Annotated in this window: 12 protein-coding genes; 5 read left to right on the top strand and 7 right to left on the bottom strand. The window is 67.4% G+C overall.

Annotated elements, in window-relative coordinates:
• Positions 1 to 140 precede the first annotated feature (140 nt).
• On the bottom strand, positions 141 to 1985 hold the full coding sequence (locus tag F8M74_RS27205; RefSeq protein WP_171410310.1) for a M48 family metallopeptidase: 1845 nt from the start codon (positions 1983 to 1985) through the stop codon (positions 141 to 143).
• Between the two features lie 138 nt (positions 1986 to 2123).
• Between F8M74_RS27205 and F8M74_RS27200 the strand changes: the two genes are divergently transcribed.
• On the top strand, positions 2124 to 3788 hold the full coding sequence (locus F8M74_RS27200) for a M4 family metallopeptidase (RefSeq protein ID WP_141256155.1): 1665 nt from the start codon (positions 2124 to 2126) through the stop codon (positions 3786 to 3788).
• Here the strand turns inward: F8M74_RS27200 and F8M74_RS27195 are convergent.
• Positions 3785 to 7048, bottom strand: coding sequence for a hypothetical protein (locus tag F8M74_RS27195; RefSeq protein ID WP_228560387.1), 3264 nt, complete (start codon positions 7046 to 7048; stop codon positions 3785 to 3787). The two genes, F8M74_RS27200 and F8M74_RS27195, sit on opposite strands and share 4 nt — an antisense overlap.
• A gap of 440 nt (positions 7049 to 7488) precedes the next feature.
• Complete coding sequence (locus F8M74_RS27190; protein WP_228560389.1) at positions 7489 to 7638, bottom strand: hypothetical protein; 150 nt, start codon at positions 7636 to 7638, stop codon at positions 7489 to 7491.
• 446 nt (positions 7639 to 8084) lie between these two features.
• On the opposite strand from F8M74_RS27190, the gene F8M74_RS27185 reads away from it, so the two are divergent.
• The 4 genes from F8M74_RS27185 (at position 8085) to F8M74_RS27170 (ending at position 12778) form a co-directional block, all read left to right on the top strand.
• Positions 8085 to 10076: a S8 family serine peptidase gene (locus F8M74_RS27185; protein WP_216620204.1), complete on the top strand. Its 1992-nt coding sequence runs from the start codon at positions 8085 to 8087 to the stop codon at positions 10074 to 10076.
• A 408-nt stretch (positions 10077 to 10484) separates the two neighbouring features.
• The gene (locus F8M74_RS27180) at positions 10485 to 11174 is read left to right on the top strand and encodes a phosphoribosyltransferase (RefSeq protein ID WP_141256153.1); all 690 of its coding nucleotides are present in this window, start codon (positions 10485 to 10487) and stop codon (positions 11172 to 11174) included.
• Between the two features lie 202 nt (positions 11175 to 11376).
• Positions 11377 to 11553: an FmdB family zinc ribbon protein gene (locus F8M74_RS27175; RefSeq protein ID WP_011555386.1), complete on the top strand. Its 177-nt coding sequence runs from the start codon at positions 11377 to 11379 to the stop codon at positions 11551 to 11553.
• Positions 11554 to 11605: 52 nt separating this feature from the next.
• Positions 11606 to 12778 carry a CapA family protein gene (locus tag F8M74_RS27170; protein WP_141256152.1) on the top strand — a complete coding sequence of 391 codons (1173 nt, stop codon included), beginning with the start codon at positions 11606 to 11608 and terminating at the stop codon, positions 12776 to 12778.
• Positions 12779 to 12888: 110 nt separating this feature from the next.
• Here the strand turns inward: F8M74_RS27170 and F8M74_RS27165 are convergent, their stop codons facing one another.
• The 4 genes from F8M74_RS27165 to F8M74_RS27150 all read right to left on the bottom strand — a co-directional run bounded on the left by F8M74_RS27165 (position 12889) and on the right by F8M74_RS27150 (position 17347).
• Complete coding sequence (locus F8M74_RS27165; RefSeq protein ID WP_228560391.1) at positions 12889 to 14352, bottom strand: RtcB family protein; 1464 nt, start codon at positions 14350 to 14352, stop codon at positions 12889 to 12891.
• Between the two features lie 26 nt (positions 14353 to 14378).
• Positions 14379 to 14801 carry an archease gene (locus F8M74_RS27160; protein WP_141256150.1) on the bottom strand — a complete coding sequence of 141 codons (423 nt, stop codon included), beginning with the start codon at positions 14799 to 14801 and terminating at the stop codon, positions 14379 to 14381.
• Between the two features lie 63 nt (positions 14802 to 14864).
• A complete protein-coding gene (locus F8M74_RS27155; protein ID WP_141256149.1) occupies positions 14865 to 16361 on the bottom strand; it encodes a rhodanese-like domain-containing protein in 1497 nt (498 codons plus the stop codon).
• A 464-nt stretch (positions 16362 to 16825) separates the two neighbouring features.
• Positions 16826 to 17347: a beta/gamma crystallin-related protein gene (locus tag F8M74_RS27150; protein ID WP_140794495.1), complete on the bottom strand. Its 522-nt coding sequence runs from the start codon at positions 17345 to 17347 to the stop codon at positions 16826 to 16828.
• Positions 17348 to 17919: the final 572 nt, after the last annotated feature.

Here is a 17919-nt window from a genome sequence, read left to right as displayed (position 1 = left end):
CGCAGCATTACCGGCGGAATTTCCTGCTTCGAGCGAAGCGGGACGCACGGTCGCATCGGGCATCGCCCCTGCGCCGTGCCGGCACGCAGGCGATGGGGCGCCCCGAACGGAAGCCCCATCGCGCGCAGCCCACGTCTGCCTCAAGCGGCCTGAGCGCCTGCGCGGTGCTCCTTCATGATGCGGTGCCGCGACAGGTAGCGCTCGAAAGCCTGCAGCAAGGCGTCCGGCTCTCTCAGCTTGCTCAGGCAGATGGAGCGGCGGCTCTTGAAGCGCCCTTCCCCGGGGACTTCCAGGTCCAGGTACTTCTTGAACATGCGGTCCGCGGTGGTGGCCGAGGCGATCTGCTCGAACAGGATGGGCGCCTCCCACTCCCCGTAGCGCACCTGCGCGTAGTCCATCTGAACATCGAAGCCCGCCTCCTTGCCCTCGAACACGAGCGGCGGGAAGTGCTTCTCCACATGCGCTCGCTCCGCCTCCGTGGAGGGCTCGTAGCGGTACGCGAGGGACAGGTCATGGGCCTGAGCGAAACACGCCTCGTAGGCGCCCCACAGCCGCGCCTCGATGGCGTCCGCGTCCTGAACGGTGTCCGCCCACGACGACGTCACCGGCTCCAGCAGCAACCGCACCATGTCCTCGGGCTTGAGGTGGGCCCCCACGTTCTCCATGCGCGCGGCCAACGGCGGGTGGGAGTCGAAGGGATGCGGCGTCACGGCCCCCTGCAGGTCATCATGCACGGCGTCCGACTGGGCATACGCGGAGAAGCCGTGTGCCACCCGGTCCGCGATGGCCACCGTCTGGTGCTGCTCGTCCTGGGCGAAGAGCTTCGCCTCCACACGGTCACGGAAGCTCGCGTACGCGCCCACCTTCACCAGCGAACGGGCGATGTCCTGCCCCGACGTCACCCCCGCCGCCAACCGGTCCGCCGCGAGTTCGCTGGCGCGCCGGCTGCGGCCCAGCGACAGCTCGAACAGGCCGCGGTAGGCCATCATGAAATAGAAGACGGGCCGCGTCATGCCACCGTCGTAGAGCTGCTGCAGGTAATGGCCGAAGTGCGCGAGCTTGGGCGCCAGCCGCTTGCTGTGCCCCGTGTCGCCGCCCAGCAAGTGCCCCATCTCGTGCGCCAGCACCGCCTCCGCCTCGGAGCGCTCCAGCAGGCGCAGCAGTGACAGGCTCACGAAGAGCGTGCGGCCGGTCAGCGTGCGCTCACCCACGCGCACCTCGTGCTCGGTCACGAAGAAGTTGGCGTCGATGCCAGCGAGGATGTTGTCGGGGGGCGCCGTCTGGAGCCGCTCGCAGAGGCGCCGCACGCAAGCCCACAGCTCCGGGGCGCGAGCCTCGGTGATTGCCTCGGCCTCCACGTCGAAGTCCGAGGGCGGACGGCGGAAGATGGCCACCACCACCAGGAACACCGCGCCGCCAGCCAGAACGGCCATGATGCCGATGAGCTTCGGGAAGTAGCGCTCCATCCATAGCGCCGTCATCCAATAGGAGAGCCACACGAGCAGCGCACCCTGGCCCAGCACCTGAATCGCACTGGTGACGCGGAGCACGAGCCAGCCCACCACGAAGCTGCCGAACTGAAAGGGACGCGAGGCGAACGCGGCCAGACCACAGAGAAGCGCGACCACGGTGGAGGCAAGGCCCAGCGCCAACAGCCCCCAGGATGCCAGGGACGCCCAATTGAACTGGTTCAGGTCCGCGCACGCCTTTCCCAGGCTGTTGCGGTAGCTCGCCAGCTCCGGGTCACCGCTCAGGCAGGCCATGGACGCGGGCACCGCGCGGTAGAAGTCGAGCGCCGCCTGACGGTCCGCTTCGCTGACCGCGGTGTCGCGTCCAATCTGCTGTTCGACGGCCGCGAGGACCTGTGTGTCGAAGCGGCCCGTGGCATGGCCGGAGAACCAGACACCGAACAGCGGCAGGGCGAAAAGCCAGAGAGCCGGCAGCACATAGCTGCGGAGAAAACCGGGAGATTTCTGGGAGGACATAGGACGTGTCGACACAGTTCTCGGAGTTCTCCGGCATTGCAACCTGGTGCATCAGCAATCCAGTGCGATACACCCCACGAGGTCCGTGTCGCGAGTTTCCGCGCCTGAACCGTCCAAACCAAGGGGAGCCAATCCAACATGGCCTTCACGACCGCTCCTCTCCGTGCGCTCGGCATCGTTCTGGTGACGACGCGCGCGCTGGCGGCCACGCCCCCGGCTGCGCCCACACCTCGTGCGCTCGTGTTCGCCCAGAATCCCGTCCGGACCCCTGTTCCCAGCGAGCAGGAGCTCCCGCTTCCTCCCTCGGGGAGACGACTGGCGCATCCATGGATCGAGGCACTGTCCTGTGTCGTCCCCGAAGCCCATCCGCTTCCGCCGGAGGACGCGCGCTTTCCTCCTGAGCGCGTCTGCTCTCTCCAGTCCACCGCCCGGCCTGATGCCCGCGGCCTCTTCGCCACACCGCCCCGCCAGGACGTGGACGGGTCCTCTCCGGATGCCTTCGCGGAGGCCTCGCTCTTCTTCCACGCGGCAGCGACCTTGAACTACTTCCGTTCCCTCGGGTGGGAGCGCCCCTGGCCTGACGAGAAGCCGCCGCTCCGGCTCGTGGCGGACGTGCGGATGCCCTCACGGGACGGAAAGGTCCTCCTCCCGTGGGGCGATGCGCTCTTCGTGCCCGCCACCGAGGGGGATGCGCGCGCGCACGACACCCTCTGGTTCGGACGGGGCCCCGGGGTGAACCTCGCCTATGACGGCGACACCATCGCGCATGAGGTGACCCATGCGCTCCTGGAGCCCTTCCTGCCACGGAGCGCCTGGCGGCTCGACACATTCGGCGCCGACGGCTCGCCTGGCGCCATCGATGAGGGGCTCGCGGACTACTTCGCCGCCGCCATCTCGGGAGACCCCTTCCTCGGAGAATACGCCGTGCGGGCTGCCGAACCCTGGCGCTCGCGCAACATTCACACGCTGGCCCGCTGCCCCGAGGCACTCGTGGGACAGCGCCACACCGACGCCCTGCTCCTGTCCTCCGCGCTCTGGGCCCTCCGCGAGCCCGCGAGCCCGTCCCAGCGTGGGGCCCTGGACCGCGCCGTGCTCACCACGCTCCAGACCTTCCAGCCGGCCTCCGAGCTGTCCCTGGAGCGCTTCCTGGAAGCACTTGTCACCAGGCTCACCCGGGAGGCCCCCGACTTCGCCCGCTCCGCCCAGGAGACGTTCTCCCGCCGGGGCCTCCTTCCCGCCTGCCCGCGCGTGCTGGAGCTGGAGCCAGGGCAAAGCCTTGGAGGGAGCGCTGGAGCCTTCGTGGCTCCCGGCGGGCGCTCCCTGGGGATGAAGGGACTGGCGCCCGGCCTCCTCCAATTCCATGCCCGTGTCCCGCCGGGGACCTCGGCCATGTCCCTGCGTTTCAGGAGCGGCGCCCCCCGGCCCCCACCGGGGCAGGAGCTGACGCCATTCCACCCCGTGGTCCTCGCCAGGCGCCACCGCCCTCTTCAGTGGCGCCATGACGGCCCCCAAAGCCACTCCGACGCGGACGTCACGGCGGTCCCACTGCCCGGGGCGTGGAGAAGTGCACGCATCGAAACGGAGGGCGCCTCCGACGTCTTCCTCCAACTCGCCAACGCGGGCGAGTTGGATGGCTGGTACGACCACCTCTCCCTCGAGTTCGAGAGTGGCCCTCCCGCGCCAGCCGCCCCGCCCGAGCCAGCGCCCCGCCTCCCATCTTCCTTCTGGGGATGGATGGGAGGCGCGGGCGCCGGCCTGGGAGCCTGGCTCTGGCGGAGGCGACGGAGGTCGCCGAGCGCCTAGCGGCAACTCCTGTCGAGCACGTAGCCGACGTACATGGAGGTGTTCGCGCTATCCACCACGAGCCCGCGGAGATAGCCGTTTGCGCCACAGCCGAAGGAGTACTCGGGCGGGTTGCCCACCGTGCAGCCAGCGTTCTTTCCGCCCACCCTGGGCATCACGGTGAGCTTCCCCGTCTGGAGATTCCGGCACGACAGCACAATCGTCGACAGGTTTTGCGCATTGCACCAGGTCTGATTGGGCGCTCCACTGGCCCAACCGTTGATTCCGGTGACCTTCTGGACGACTTCACCGGCTGCGCAGTCCAGGGTGAAGGAATCACCATTCGTGCCCCCAATCGCGGGGGCGCTCGTGGTGGCACTGATGATTCTTCCGGAGTCGAAGCGGGCACAGCGCATTCCGAGCGCGTCCAACCACGCGCCTTCCCGCCCGTGGATTCCGACCGCCACCTCGTCGTCCCCGCACGTGAGGACCTGGACGGTGTCGTTCTTCTCGCACTTCGTCCCCGTGGCGTCGCGCAGATACCCGGACTTACAGGTCCAGGGGCAATTGGCCTGAGCAGCCGTCGGACTCGTATACACCGCGTTCGCGGGTGCGTTCGTGCAGGCGTTACGAGCATTGGAGCTCGCGGGAGACCAATGCCCGATGCCCACGTCCACACAGACTCCATTGGAGAGGTACTGGCCCGCAGCGCAGAGGAACGACACACAGAAGTGGGGACGGGTCGACGTATCACACTCCAGACCCGCGGCGCAGTCACTCTGCTGGAGACACTTCTTTCCCTCAGAACAAGGTGCGCAGGGCCCCCCGCAGTCCACGTCGGTCTCGTTCAAATCCTTACTCCTATTATCGCACCATGTGCGCAGGCAGTACCCATCGTCTGATGAGCCGAATAGTTCACAATACAGGGGACGCCCCTCCTCCCGCAGCATACAGTCGGAGGTCTGCTTGCACTTCTTGCCGCTCTCGCAACGTGCACAGACGGAACCGCCGCAATCCACGTCCGTCTCGTCACCGGATTTCTTGCGGTCCTCGCAGGAGCTCGGGACACAGAAGGTGCCGTTGCTCACCCCGGACGCACAATCTGCCCCCACCGCGCATCGCGCTTTCACCTTGCACTTCGGGCAGTCATTTCCACCGCAGTCGATACCGCTCTCGTCGGCGTCCTTGACACCCGTGTTGCAGTGGTTCTGTACGCACGTCCCAAAATCGACTCCGGACGCCACGGGCTTCTTGCAATACCCGGATGCGCAATCCTCGGGGCGGATACAGCCCTGCTTGTTCCCGCAGGGCTTGCACTTCGAACCGCCGCAGTCGATGCCCGTTTCGTCTCCGTCCACGACACCATTGGCGCAGTGGTTCGCCGCCGAGCACTTGCCCGCGTTGCAATACCCGAGCGCGCAGTCCGAGTTGACCAAGCACTTCTTCCCCTCGGCGCAAGCGCTGCATGAGCCGCCGCCACAGTCCAGGCCCGTCTCACTCCCGTCCCTGACCCCGTTGCCACACGTGTTCGAGCAATAGCCCAGGCCGTCGTTCAGGCTGAACGTCTTCTCCAAGAGCTTGAACTGATGGTTGTAGACCTCGAGGGGGCCAATGTCCCAGCCGAGGTCCACACCGGAAGAGCCCAGGTAGCTGGTTCCTGGGGGCTGAATCCGGCCCCCCACCTGGACACCGAGATTGCCGTCGAGCCCCAGCGTGATGTCCGCCTTGGGCTTCTTCGCCTCGCAGCGCGACGCGTACTTCGCAGAGGCCACCAGCGACGCGCGGACACCGGCGTTCATTCCGAGCGCGTCGTACACGTACACGTTGATGCGGGGAATGAGCCCGCAGACAACCACGAGGCTGCCTTCACCGGTCACCGTGATGTCGGTGTTCTTCTTCTTCTCGAACTGGGCCGGCGTCGTCGTCACCTCTCCGTTCTCATAGCGAGCCTCGAACTTGAAGGTGGTGTTGTGCTCGAAGCTCACGTTCGCCTTGACGCCCGCCTTCGCCTCGAATCCACACTCGAGATCAACCTGGAGGGTCTGGGTCAGGACGACCGGCACGGGCCCGGCGAAGAGGGTCTGCACCGCCGGCTTCGTGACGAGGATGTTGCGCTTCCATCCACCCGCGGGCCGCATGTCCGGATGGCCCAGATACTTCTGTTTCGCTTGGGCGAGGACGTCCTCGACGAACTTCGTTCTCTCCGCGAGTTTGTCCTGGAGCTTCTTGCCCGTCAGACCGTCCGCGGATTCAATCTTGGCGTCCAGGATGGCCTCGACATCGAGCTTGAGCCTGGACTTGCTATCCACGTTCAGCCACATGGAGGTCGATTGGTTCCCTCCCAGGATGGGAGGCACCTTCACACCCACCTGCACACCCGGGTTGAAGGAATAGTCCACCGACGAGTTCCCCGTGCCCTTCAGGGAGAGCTTGATTGGGGTCTTCCCCGCCTCGTTGAAGCTCTTCTCATACTCGAGCTTGAACAAGGCGCTCGAGTAGTTGTTCTTGATTTCGGGTTTGATCTCCATGCCCGTGGTGATCCCCTCGACAGTCACCGCCTTCCAGACATCCACCGCCGCGTCAGCCACCGCCTTGGCCGCTCCGCCCAGGGCGTTCCCCACCGCGGTGATCGCGTTCCAGATAGAGCCCAGGAAGGGGTCTCCGGGGAGCGCCGGGTCCCCTTCCTCCTCGGCTTCGGGCAGCGGCTCGTCGTCGGGATTGCCCTCCGCCCTGGGAGACATGATGTTCGCATCGACATACAGGTGCCTGGCGGCCCAATCGAGGTCGAGCTTCGAGATATCGACGGTCTGCACTTCCGAGTAGTCGAACGTGAACTGCATCTCCCCCGTGACGATGTCCTGGAGGGCCACGGCTTCCGTCTCGACGACGAGGGAGTCATCCACCTCGGTAACGGAGACGACCCGGCGAGCGAAGCCGAGAGGATTCGCTCCCGGGCCATCGCTCGGCGCCGCCACCACCACCTTCCCTTCTTCCCAGAGCAGCACCTCGGGGTGGTCCGCCTTCGGGAAGATGAGCGTGTCCGGCCGGACGACGACGTTGCGCGCCTGCGCCTCCGTAACGACCTCCACCCAGGGCTGGGGTTGAAGGTTGTTGTAGTCGGGCTCGAACTGGGGCTCCCACACGAGGCTGTCGAGGTCCTCGTGAGGACTCTTCGCCGTAAACGTGTCCGGGTTGTCCTCCTCGGGGGTCGTGTCGCCGCACGAACCTGCCAACAGGAAAGTGACGACCATCGCCAGTCCCAGGGGGGGACAGCGACTCATCCAGGGACGCTGCGAACGCCTTCGCTTGAACATCGTTTCTCCAGGTGGGGAAAATGTTCGCGCCTCAGCAAACGCCGTTCCAAAGGGCAACCGCCGCGTTTTCGCACCTGGGAGGCCTCGAGGACGTGGCTTGACGTGTCAACGGCACGTCCGTGACGCGTCAAAGGCGCACATGAAACGCACGCGCCTGTCCGAGCAATGCCTGCTGCGCGTGGCCGCGAATCGCCGAGGGCCTGCGCGGCACGGGCAAGGTGGGCATTGATGACGGCATGAGCGCCTGCGTGCCCATGCGTCGATTTCCTTGCCCTCCGACCCGGTCCGGGTTCCGGGTGGGCGCGACGCAGCCGTAACGCGGCTCGGCTCTCCTGGCAAATGCCGGAGCCGCAGGGTCCACACTCCGCGAGACCCGCCCGGAAGCGTGCTCCTCGTGAGCCATCTCCTCAGTGGCGCAGCACCCACGCCGCGAGCGGTTGCCATGCGAGCGTCGGCGCAACCTCCGCGTACAGGAGGTCACCGTAGCCGAAGTCCTCGGCGACGCGCTCCGGGCCGAGTCGGCGGACGACGAGCGTCGTGACGTCGACCGATGACACCTGCGTCGTCGAATACAGCCCGTAGTCGTCGAACGCGCCAGCGGCACTGAGATAGCCTCGCGTCCTGATGTCCGCCGCACGCGCGTGCGGTGGCCGGGTGAATGGCCTCGGTGTCCCACGTGACGTCGGGATTGGAAGTGATGATGTGCCCTCATCGTGACGTGGGCCCTGCAGCCGGGGGCCCCGACCTGAGCCTGCAGCCCCGTCCAGCGCATCAACCGCACAGGCAGAGTGATGACCGCGCGCCTCGCTCACTCTCGAGAAGACACGTCGAACGACGGGGGAACGGCGGTGTTTCTCACGGGAATGCTCAGAGACCTGAGGAAAGTGGCCCTCCGGATTGATCAATCCCAACACCCGTGGCGTCCAAGCGGGCGAACCATGACGCCGCCCTCGCCCAGGCATGACGCCTCCGCGAGAGGCGTCCCACCTCAGGCCCACGCCCCATGTGGAAACTCCATCTCGTCCCGCTTCTGTGTCTGCTCACCACCACTACCAGTTGCACCGAGCCGCCCGCTCCCCTCGCCCATGCGGCCCCGCGCCAGCGCCCCATTCCGAACCGATACATCGTCGTGCTCCGCCCGGAGGCCCGCTCCGCATCCCAGGGGCCCCTGAAGACGCGGGAGCACGTGTCGAACCTCGCCAAGACGCATGGCGCGAAGGTGCTCCACACCTATGAACATGCGCTCCAGGGCTTCTCGGCGGAGCTGGACGACGCGCGCTTGGAGGCGCTGCGCGCCGACGAGCGCGTGGCCTTCATCGAACAGGATGCATGGGTGCGCCCGCTCGCCACGGCGGAGACGGCGGCGTGGGGCCTGGACCGCGTGGACCAGGAGTACCTGCCCCTGGATGGTCTCTATCGCCCGGCGCTGAGCGGCGCGGGTGTCCACGCGTACGTGCTCGACACGGGCATCCGCTCCACGCATGCCGAGTTCCAGGGACGCCTGGGCGAGGGCTTCGACGCGGTGGCCCCCGACGGTGGCGCGGAGGACTGCGACGGGCACGGCACCCACGTCGCGGGCATCCTCGGTGGCACTACCTGGGGCGTGGCCCGGGCCGTGACGCTGCATCCCGTGCGCATCCTGAACTGTGACGGAGAAGGCCCCCTGTCGGGCATCATCGCCGGCATCGACTGGGTCGCCGCCCATCACCAGTCCCCCGCGGTCGCCAACCTGAGCATCGGGCTGGAGGTCTCGGAGGCGCTGGACCAGGCGGTCCGCAACGTCGTGGCCGCCGGAGTCACCGCCGTGGTGGCCGCGGGCAACGACGGCGTCAGCGCGTGCGACGAGTCTCCTGCTCGCGCGGCGGAAGCCCTCACCGTGGGCGCCACCAACGTGGAGGACTCCCGCGCGTCATTCTCGAATCACGGCCCCTGCGTCGACCTGTACGCGCCGGGCGAGGACATTCGCTCCGCCGGCATCGCCAACGACACGGCAAGCGAGGTCTTCTCCGGTACCTCCATGGCCACCCCTCACGTCGCCGGCGCCGCCGCGCTCTACCTGGAGATCCACCCCACCGCCACCCCGGCCCAGGTGATGGACGCGCTCGCGGGCGCCGCCATCTCGGGCCGCGTGAAGAACGCCGGGCCGGGCTCCCCCGACCTGCTGCTCCAGGCGGGCTTCCGCCGCTCGACGGGGGACGTCCACCGCCCCTGGGCACACGTCGTAACGCCCTTCCCCTGGAGCACCGTGCGCGCCACCTCACGTGTGCGGGTGCTCGCCTGGGACGATGCGGCGGTCCGGCGCGTGGACTTCTGGGTCAACGGCCTCCTGCGCGCCAGTGACGACACCCACCCCTTCGAGCTCGACTGGGACACCCGGGAAGAGCTCAACGGCCCGGCCACCCTGGAGGTCCGCGCCTACGACACCGCGCTCAAGGCATGGCGCGCCGCGCCCATGACGGTGACGGTGCGCAACCCCGACATCGCCGACTTCGATTCGACGCTCCAGGCGCCCCGCTGCGCCACCCTCGCGTTCGCGTGCGACACCGGCGTGCTCGTGCGCGGCATGGGCACCGTGGGGCCAGAGCGCCATGCGCCCAACACGCTCGGTGCGAGCTGTGCGGATGGCATCGATGGCACCTACCTCATCACCGCGACGCTGGAGGGGCTGCGCGTCTCCAGCCAGGACGGCGGCCCTCTCACCGCCGGCAAGCCGGTGAAACTCACCGCGACCGCCTTCGGCTTCGTGCCCTTCCTGGAAGCGGTGGACCTCTTCCACGCGCCCGACGCGCGCAGCCCCCAATGGACGCATGTCGCCCGGCTCCCGCTCGAAGTGACAGGGGCGCAGGAGCTATCCACCACCTTCACGCTGCCAGAGGGAGGGCTCCAGGCGATTCGCGGCATCCTCGGCACCCATCCCACCCAGGTCAGCTGCGCCCCGGGAGCCTGGACAGACCACGACGACCTCGTCTTCCCCGTGGCCCCCTTGAGTCGCTGAAGGCCCACGGCAGCGCGCCGTTGTCGCCAGTGGGAGCGCGTCGTGTCCCCGCGTCGCGGGAAGAGTGAGCTTGCGAGCCCCCGGGCGCGGATTGTCGGACGGCGCAACGCGCACAGGGTGACCAGACGCCCCTGCTCGCGGCCGCCTCCAGCCCGGGGCTCGGGTGACTGCTTCGCTCAGGCGTCCTTACCTTGAACTGACATCACGTGCAGAGCCCGACGCTGGGATTCGGTCCACCAGGAGCGCCTGTCGCTCCGCGCGCCCAGGACGCAATGCAGCGTGCGCCCTCCCACGAGGTCCAGAGCTCCAAGCCCCTCACCGGACCACCCGGCCCCCAGGGCCTCGGACATCGACAGGCATCGGTGGACAGGTGCCCCGGCCATGCTTCTCTTGATCGCAGGGGGTGCCATGTCCTTCGAGGATCGTGTCGATGCGGGCCGGCGGCTCGCCCAACTGCTGCACGAGCGTGGCTACACGGGTGAAGGCACGCTCGTCCTGGCGTTGCCCCGCGGGGGTGTACCTGTGGCCTTTGAGGTGGCAACAGCACTGGGCGCACCGCTGGACGTCTGGGTGGTCCGCAAGGTCGGTGTGCCGGGCTACGAGGAACTGGGCCTCGGCGCGGTCGCGGAAGGCGGTGTCGCGTTCGTCAACCGGAGGCTGATGGACGAGGTGGGCGTCACCGAGGCGGACCTGCAAGGCCTCGTCCGTCAGAAGACGGATGAAGTGAAGGTCCGGGTGGCGCGCTTCCGCCAGGGCATCGGGGCGCCTCGAATCGAAGGCCAGCGCATCATCCTGGTGGACGACGGCATCGCGACGGGAGGTACCGTCCGAGCGGCCATCCAGGCGCTCCGCATGCACCGGCCCGGCAGCATCATCCTCGCGGTCCCCGTCGCGGCATCCCAGACGCTCGCAGAGCTCGCCCCCCTGGCGGATGACGTGGTGTGCGTGCTTTCAACGCCGTCGCTGTATGCCATTGGCCAGTGGTACGCCGACTTCCAGCAGGTTCCAGATGAAGCGGTCGCGACGCTACTGGCACAGGCCCGGCTCACCCTCGGTCACGACCGTCACGCGCCGCCCGGCGACACGGCCCACTCCTGACCGGGCGCCCCGAAGCATCAGCGAGCCACCACCACCCGGGCCGCGATATCCCGGTCTCACAGGAGCCCACCGGGCGCAGTTCATCCCGGCCCTCCGAAGGAGCCGCCGTTCCGGCGCGGGGATGGCAGCTTGAGCGCTGCCGTGCATCACGCTCCATCCCCACCCTTCACAGGAGGCCACCAGGCCCGAGCAGGAGCGAGTGATGCCCGTCTACGAGTTCTACTGCCGCAAGTGTAAGGAGCCCTTCACCGAGATCATGAGCGTCAAGGAGCACGATGAGCGAACGCCCAAGTGCCCACGCTGCCAGGAGACGAAGGAGGTGGAGAAGCGCATCTCCACCGTCCATACCGTGACCACCAAGAAGTGGCTGACGCTCTGACGCGCTCCCGGGCTTGCTCCGCGCCGCACCTGTGGCGGGGGTCCGACTCACGATGATTCCAGATACGCCGGACAGGGAGCGGAGCGCCCATGGCTCGACGCCTTCGGCCTCGGGGAAGGTGCTCACCCTCCTGCTCTGCGGAGATGTGATGACGGGCCGGGGCATCGACCAGGTCCTGCCCCACCCTGCTCCGCCGGGCATCCACGAGGACTACCTGAAGGATGCGCGGGACTACGTCCGGCTGGCAGAGGAACGCAATGGCCCCATCCGGACGCCCGTCGGCTTCGGTGAGCTCTGGGGTGACGCGCTCGACGAGATGGAGCGAGCCGCGCCGGATGTTCGAATCATCAACCTGGAGACGAGCGTCACCACAAGCGAGGCGTGGTGGCCAGACAAGGGCATCCATTATCGCATGCACCCGGAGAACGCGGCTTGCCTTACAGCAGCCCGGATCGATTGCTGCGCGCTGGCGAACAACCACGTGCTGGACTGGGGCTATCCGGGGCTCCTCGAAACGCTGGCGACCCTCCGGCGCCTGGGCATCGCCACCGCGGGGCTCGGGGAGGAGCAGGAGCGAGCACGGCGGCCGGCCATCCTGGATGTGACCGGGGGCCGGGTCGTCGTGTTTTCGTTCGGTGATAGCAGCAGCGGAATCCCACCCGTCTGGGCCGCGACGGAAGACCGGCCCGGCGTGGATCTGCTGCCAGCGCTGTCACCCACCGCAGTGCGGCAACTGGGCGAGCGCGTCGCGGCCGTCAAACGCACGGGCGACATCGTCGTTGCCTCCATTCACTGGGGTGGCAACTGGGGCTATGCAGTGCCGGACGCGCAGCGGGCCTTCGCGCGAGCGCTCATCGATGAAGCCGGCGTCGACATCATCCATGGCCACTCGTCGCACCACCCCCGCGGCATCGAGGTCCACCGGGGCCACCTCATCCTCTACGGCTGCGGAGACTTCCTGAACGACTATGAGGGAATTTCTGGCCACACGGCCTTCCGTCCAGACCTGACGCTGCTGTACCTGGCGTCCATCGCCCCGGCCACCGGTCAGCTGACGGGCCTCCGCATGCTCCCGATGCAGCTGCGCCAATTCCATCCCCATCATGCCTCACGACAGGACGCTGAGTGGCTGGGCGGCGTCCTGGACCGGCAGGGGCGGGACCTTGGGACCCGCACGCGGCTGGCATCAGACGGCAACGGTGCGCTCGTCCTTCAGTGGACGTGAGCCTCCCAGACAAGCGACGAGCGGCCTCAGGGCCCCTGGTTCCCCCGCACGGCGGCGGAACCTCCTTGGACGCGGTGAGCGCACGCCTCCGGTCCAATGCAACCCGGCGCTCAGCCTTTCAACACCGCGAGCGGCACCAGCCGCGCCACCTTCCGCGCGATGCCAGCCGCCTCGACCACGTCCACCACCCGATCCACGTCCTTGTAGGCCAGGGGCGCTTCCTCCGCGAGCTCCGCATTGGAGGGACACTCCACGGCGATGCCCTGACGATTCAGCGCCGCGCGCAGCTCACTTCCCACCACCTGGCGTTTGGAAGCGGCCCGGCTCAGCCGCCGTCCCGCCCCATGGCAGGCGCTGCTGAGTGAGATGGCCTCGGCAGCCTCCGTCCCCACCAGCACGAACGACGCCGTGCCCATGCTTCCGGGGATGAACACGGGCTGGCCGACCTGATGGTAGGCCGCGGGCAGCTCGGGGTGCCCTGGACCGAAGGCCCGTGTCGCGCCCTTGCGGTGTACACAGAGGCGCTGGCCTCCATGCGGCTCCAACTTCGCGATGTTGTGGGCCACGTCATAGACGATGCGAGGCCACGCAGCGGAACGGTCTCCGAACCACCGGCGGAACACCTCGCGCACCCGGTGGGTGAGCACCTGCCGGTTGGCCCAGGCGAAGTTGGCCGCGGCGCACATGGCCGCGAAGTAGTCCTGCCCCTCCGCCGACGACAGCGGCGCACAGGCGAGTTGACGGTCCACGAGCCGGATGCCCTCGCGAGCCAGGGCGCGGTCCATGGTGCGCACCGCATCCGTGCAGACCTGGTGCCCCAGTCCGCGCGAGCCCGTATGGATGAGCACGGTGAGCTGGCCCTCGAACAGCCCGAGCGCCGGGGCCGCCTCCGAGTCGAGGACGCGCTCCACCCGCTGCACTTCCAGGAAGTGGTTGCCGCCACCGAGCGTGCCAAGCTGGTCATGCCCCCGCCCCTGGGCCCGGACAGAGACCTTGGCTGTGTCGGCGCCATCGAGGCAGCCTCTGGCCTCCAGGTAGTCGACGTCCTCCGGTGTTCCCAGTCCTAGAACGTCCACCAGATAGGGGACGCCCTCCGTGAGGACTCGGTCCATCTGCTCGGGAGCCAACGACAGGCGGCCATGCCGGCCGAAGCCTGTGGGAATGCTCCGAGCGAGGTCGTGAGCCACCTCCGGCAGGACCTCCTTCACGTCCTCGTGCCGAAGCCCGGTCGCCAGCAATCTCACGCCGCAGTTGATATCGAACCCGATGCCGCCCGGCGAGATGACGCCATCCGGCAACGCTGTACCCGCCACGCCGCCCACGGGGAAGCCGTAGCCCTCGTGCATGTCCGGCATTCCGATGGCGAAGCCCTGGATGCCCGGCAGTGTGGTGACATTGACGAGCTGAGGCACGCTCCGGTCCTGGACCATCTGCTGGAGCAACTCCGAGTCCGCGACGATGCGGGCCGGTACCCGCATGTCCTCTCGGAAGCCCTGGCCCAGTTCATACAGGGCGGGCCCTATCTGCCGGATGAGCGGCTCGAGCTGCTGCGGGACCTCGGGAAGTGTCTCCATGCTTGCCTCATGACAGGGGGATGGTCTCAGACATCGAGGACGACCGTGGCCGTGAAGCCGTCGTCGTGCTCGTGCAACTCCAGGCCATGGAAGGTGGCGGCCTTCACAGCGGTCTTCAGCACGGGAGGCGAGACGCCGCGAATGTGGGCGCGCAGCGACCGCTCTTGGAGCTCGTCCACCACGAGGTCCGTGTAGACGCGCTTCGTCAGGTCCGAGCGGGCGATGAGCTCATTGAGCCAGTCGACAAGCAGGGCCTCGGTGTCCGCCGCCACGAGCGCGACGCGCACCACCGCCGATTCTGGCGAGGGCTGCGGCAACGGTGCCTCTCCGAGCATGAGCTCCGCGAGCGCATACCCGGCCTCCTCGAAGAGTTCCGGGAGTCCCGTGCCTGAGATGCGGAGTTGAACCTCACTGACGTGCGGTTCGAATTGATGCGTACCTGACTCCACGACCGCCTCCTTCCCGCGCCCGAAGTGGAGATGCCCCCATCCGACGACAACATCGTTGACGGCTCACGAAGGCGACGGTGGAGAAGCGTCCTGCTCCTCTGCCCCCATGGAGCGCGTTGCTTGTTCGACCTCGGCCTCCGACGACGGGCCTGTCCGCACCGGAAGTTCCAGCCGCCGCCATGCCGACATGCCGCCCAGCACGTTCGAGACCTGCTGGAAGCCGTTGCGGAGCAGGATGCTCGTGGCAAGTCCGGAGCGGTGGCCCGTGCTGCACACCACCGCGACCGGATGGTCCTCGCGCAGTCCCAGTTCGGAGAGGCACTCCTCCAGCTCTGTCACATACGCATGTCGTGCGCTCAGAATGTGGCCACGCTCGAACTCCGAGCGCTCGCGCACGTCGAGCACCTGGAAGCCCTCCCACTGGGAAAAGAGCGCCTCGGGCGTCAGCGTGCCGCTGCTCTTGATAGGCAACCCCGCGTTGCGCCATGCCCCGAATCCCCCCGTGAGAATGCCCTCCACCTGGTCGAGGCCGACGCGGGCCAGGGCCAGCACGGCCTCCTTCGAGTCCGCGTGCGCAGGCAGGACGAGGAACAGCCGTGTGCCCGGCTGTACCATCTGTCCACTGAACACGGACAACCCCTGCATCCAGACATTCAGCGAGCCCGGGATGTGCCCCCCAGCGAAGGACTCGGGCTCACGCACGTCCAGGACAAGGCCACTGTGACTTGCCAACTGAAAGCGTTTCGGCTCCAGGAAGGGGATGGCGGATGAACCCGCGGAGAGTGGCACGCCACCGCGTATGTTCACCTCCTCCATGCGCAAGAAATACGAAGGCCGGTGAAGCCGCTCCTGCACCTTGCTCTGGATGAAGTCGCTCCGGCTGGAGGTGAACACGGGGTTGTGCAGGCGCTCGAAGCCCAGTGTCGTCAACTCCCTGTCCGCGATGCCGCTGCCACACACCGAGCCTGCTCCGTGGGCCGGGAAGACCAGTGTCTGGTCGCCCAGGGGCAGTACCTTCTGATGGAGCGAATCAAAGAGGAGCGCGGCATTCTCGTAGACCCGCTCTGGCGCAGCCAGGTCCGTGCGCCCTGTCTCTCCAGCAAAGAGTGCGTCGCCCGTGAAGACGCCCCAAGCCTGGGCATGGTGGGGATCCAGGTAGACGGCCCAGCTCATGCTCTCTGGAGTGTGGCCCGGCGTATGAAGCGCCACCAGCGTCAAGGCCCCCAGGTGTAGCCGCTCTCGCTCGCCCATCCGCACGTCGGCATGGCCGGTGATGGGGTGCCGGCCAGCCACCACCTGCGCGCCTGCAAAGCGGGCAAGCGCGGAAGTGCCCTCAACGAAGTCTTCCTGGCGGTGCGTCTGGAGCACGAAGCGCAGCCGCAACTCCTGCCGCCGCAACACGTCCAGGTAGATGTCGATATCACGCCGGGGGTCGACGACGAGCGCCTCGCCGTCACTGCCCAGGATGTAGGTGATTTGGGCAAGGCCCTCGGTCTTGATGGCCTGGAAGTACATGGCCCCTCCTCCGCTGAAGGTGGGCGCCATGACTGGAAAGAGCATCACGGGCACGATGCGTTGCCGCCTGCATGGCCCGCCGGGAGTCCGGCCAGGAGCGGAGCATCCTTCCCCTCTTCTGAGTTGCTACCGCACGCCTGCCTGAGTGAATGGCGTCCGTGGAATTTCCATCTCGCCTTCGCAACGCCGCGTGGAGGGCACCGCTGCTTTTCCTGGCAGGTCTCTCTCCATTCTCAGTGCTCGATCATCGGCGCGCTGGTGCCCGAGGACATACCAGGGCTGCCCTGGTACGCGGACGTGGCGCGTGCGCTCGCCGTCTTCGACTGGAGGGGCGAGCGCGTTCAGACGATCAGGGCACCAGCTCGGCCGTGAGCGTGAGTGGAGTCACCGAGTGGGGGTGGGGCCGCACCCTGCCATCGTGGATGCAAGTGATTCGAGAGTCTCTGGGGCTCGAAAGGGGGGCGGCCCCCGCGGCAGGGACCGTCACCTGGAATGCCGGCGTGCCAGCGTCAGGAGATTCTGATGCTGGAGGTGTTGTTGTTCATCGCGCCCAGGGTCGGGGCGTCGGAATTCACGGGCAGCGTGTCGCCGGAGAAGTTGTCGTTCTTGAATAGGACGACCGCCAGGCCTTGCGGCTTCACCGAGCTGATGGTGTTGTTGTCGATGCCGTACCGCTCCAGCTCGGCCTGGGTGTACTGGCCAGGAGGCAGGTCCACCTCCTTGCCATCGAACTGCTCTTTGTAGAAGAACCTGGCCCTGGGCTGCACGGGCACGGATATGACCCTGATGCTGGAGACGTTGTTGTTCAGCGGGCCCAGCTCCTCGGCATTGGCCACCACTTCGATCTGGTCGCCGGTGAAACCATCGTTCTTGAAGAGGACAGCCTTCACGCCAGGCGGCACCTTCACCGAGCTGATGGTGTTGTTCTCGATGCCCAGCGCCTCCAGTTGGGCCCGGGTGTAGTTGCCAGGCGGCAGATCGACCTGTGCACCACCGAAGTCTTCGTTGGTAAAAACGGTAATGTTTGCCATTGCAGTTCTCCTCCTTTGAGCGGTCCCGGCCCATTCGTTGCCAGAAGCCGCCGGAAGCATTGGGCACCGCGCTCCGGAAAAGCAATCCGTCCAAAGTACCGTATCCGTCCGGCCAAGAACGTGCTGAGAGGCATTGAGTGAGGAGTCGGCGCCGAGGCCCCTGGCGGGAATGTCAAAGCCGGTGGAGAAGCAGGAGTGGTTCCGGGTCGCTGAAGCCTTCGAGGCGAGCGGACTGACGCAGAAGGAGTTTTCCCAGCATCGAGGCGTGCGGTTGAGCACGTTGCAGTCGTGGGTGTACCGGCGTCGACGACAGCAAGGCGAGAATGGCAAAGCGGTTCGCCTGCTGCCGGTGGAGGTGGCGACGACGCCAGCGGCGGCAGAAGCGCCGGGAGAGAGCCTCCCGGAAGGCGGAGGAGGCACCCGCACGGGAGATTCGTCGCCGACGTCCTGCTGCGCGTGCAGACACATCCCAACTCACGCATCGGCGAGCTGCTGCCCCACGAGTGGAAACGGCGAAGCGTCGCCGACCCGCCCGACTCACCCCTCCAGCCCAGCCTCTGAATCCTCGCGGC

The sequence above is a fragment of the Myxococcus sp. CA023 genome, from assembly GCF_010998615.1.
Classification (GTDB): domain Bacteria; phylum Myxococcota; class Myxococcia; order Myxococcales; family Myxococcaceae; genus Myxococcus.
The sequence above is the reverse complement of the archived record's forward strand: the minus strand, read 5'-3'. Positions and strand labels throughout refer to the sequence as shown.

Bases quoted from the DNA above. Each gene is read 5' to 3' on its own strand.
- F8M74_RS27205 (WP_171410310.1), bottom strand. From the start codon at position 1,985: ATGTCCTCCCAGAAATCTCCCGGTTTTCTCCGCAGCTATGTGCTGCCG.
- F8M74_RS27200 (WP_141256155.1), top strand. From the start codon at position 2,124: ATGGCCTTCACGACCGCTCCTCTCCGTGCGCTCGGCATCGTTCTGGTG.
- F8M74_RS27195 (WP_228560387.1), bottom strand. From the start codon at position 7,048: ATGAGTCGCTGTCCCCCCCTGGGACTGGCGATGGTCGTCACTTTCCTG.
- F8M74_RS27185 (WP_216620204.1), top strand. From the start codon at position 8,085: ATGTGGAAACTCCATCTCGTCCCGCTTCTGTGTCTGCTCACCACCACT.
- F8M74_RS27180 (WP_141256153.1), top strand. From the start codon at position 10,485: ATGTCCTTCGAGGATCGTGTCGATGCGGGCCGGCGGCTCGCCCAACTG.
- F8M74_RS27175 (WP_011555386.1), top strand. From the start codon at position 11,377: ATGCCCGTCTACGAGTTCTACTGCCGCAAGTGTAAGGAGCCCTTCACC.
- F8M74_RS27170 (WP_141256152.1), top strand. From the start codon at position 11,606: ATGATTCCAGATACGCCGGACAGGGAGCGGAGCGCCCATGGCTCGACG.
- F8M74_RS27165 (WP_228560391.1), bottom strand. From the start codon at position 14,352: ATGGAGACACTTCCCGAGGTCCCGCAGCAGCTCGAGCCGCTCATCCGG.
- F8M74_RS27155 (WP_141256149.1), bottom strand. From the start codon at position 16,361: ATGCTCTTTCCAGTCATGGCGCCCACCTTCAGCGGAGGAGGGGCCATG.
- F8M74_RS27150 (WP_140794495.1), bottom strand. From the start codon at position 17,347: ATGGCAAACATTACCGTTTTTACCAACGAAGACTTCGGTGGTGCACAG.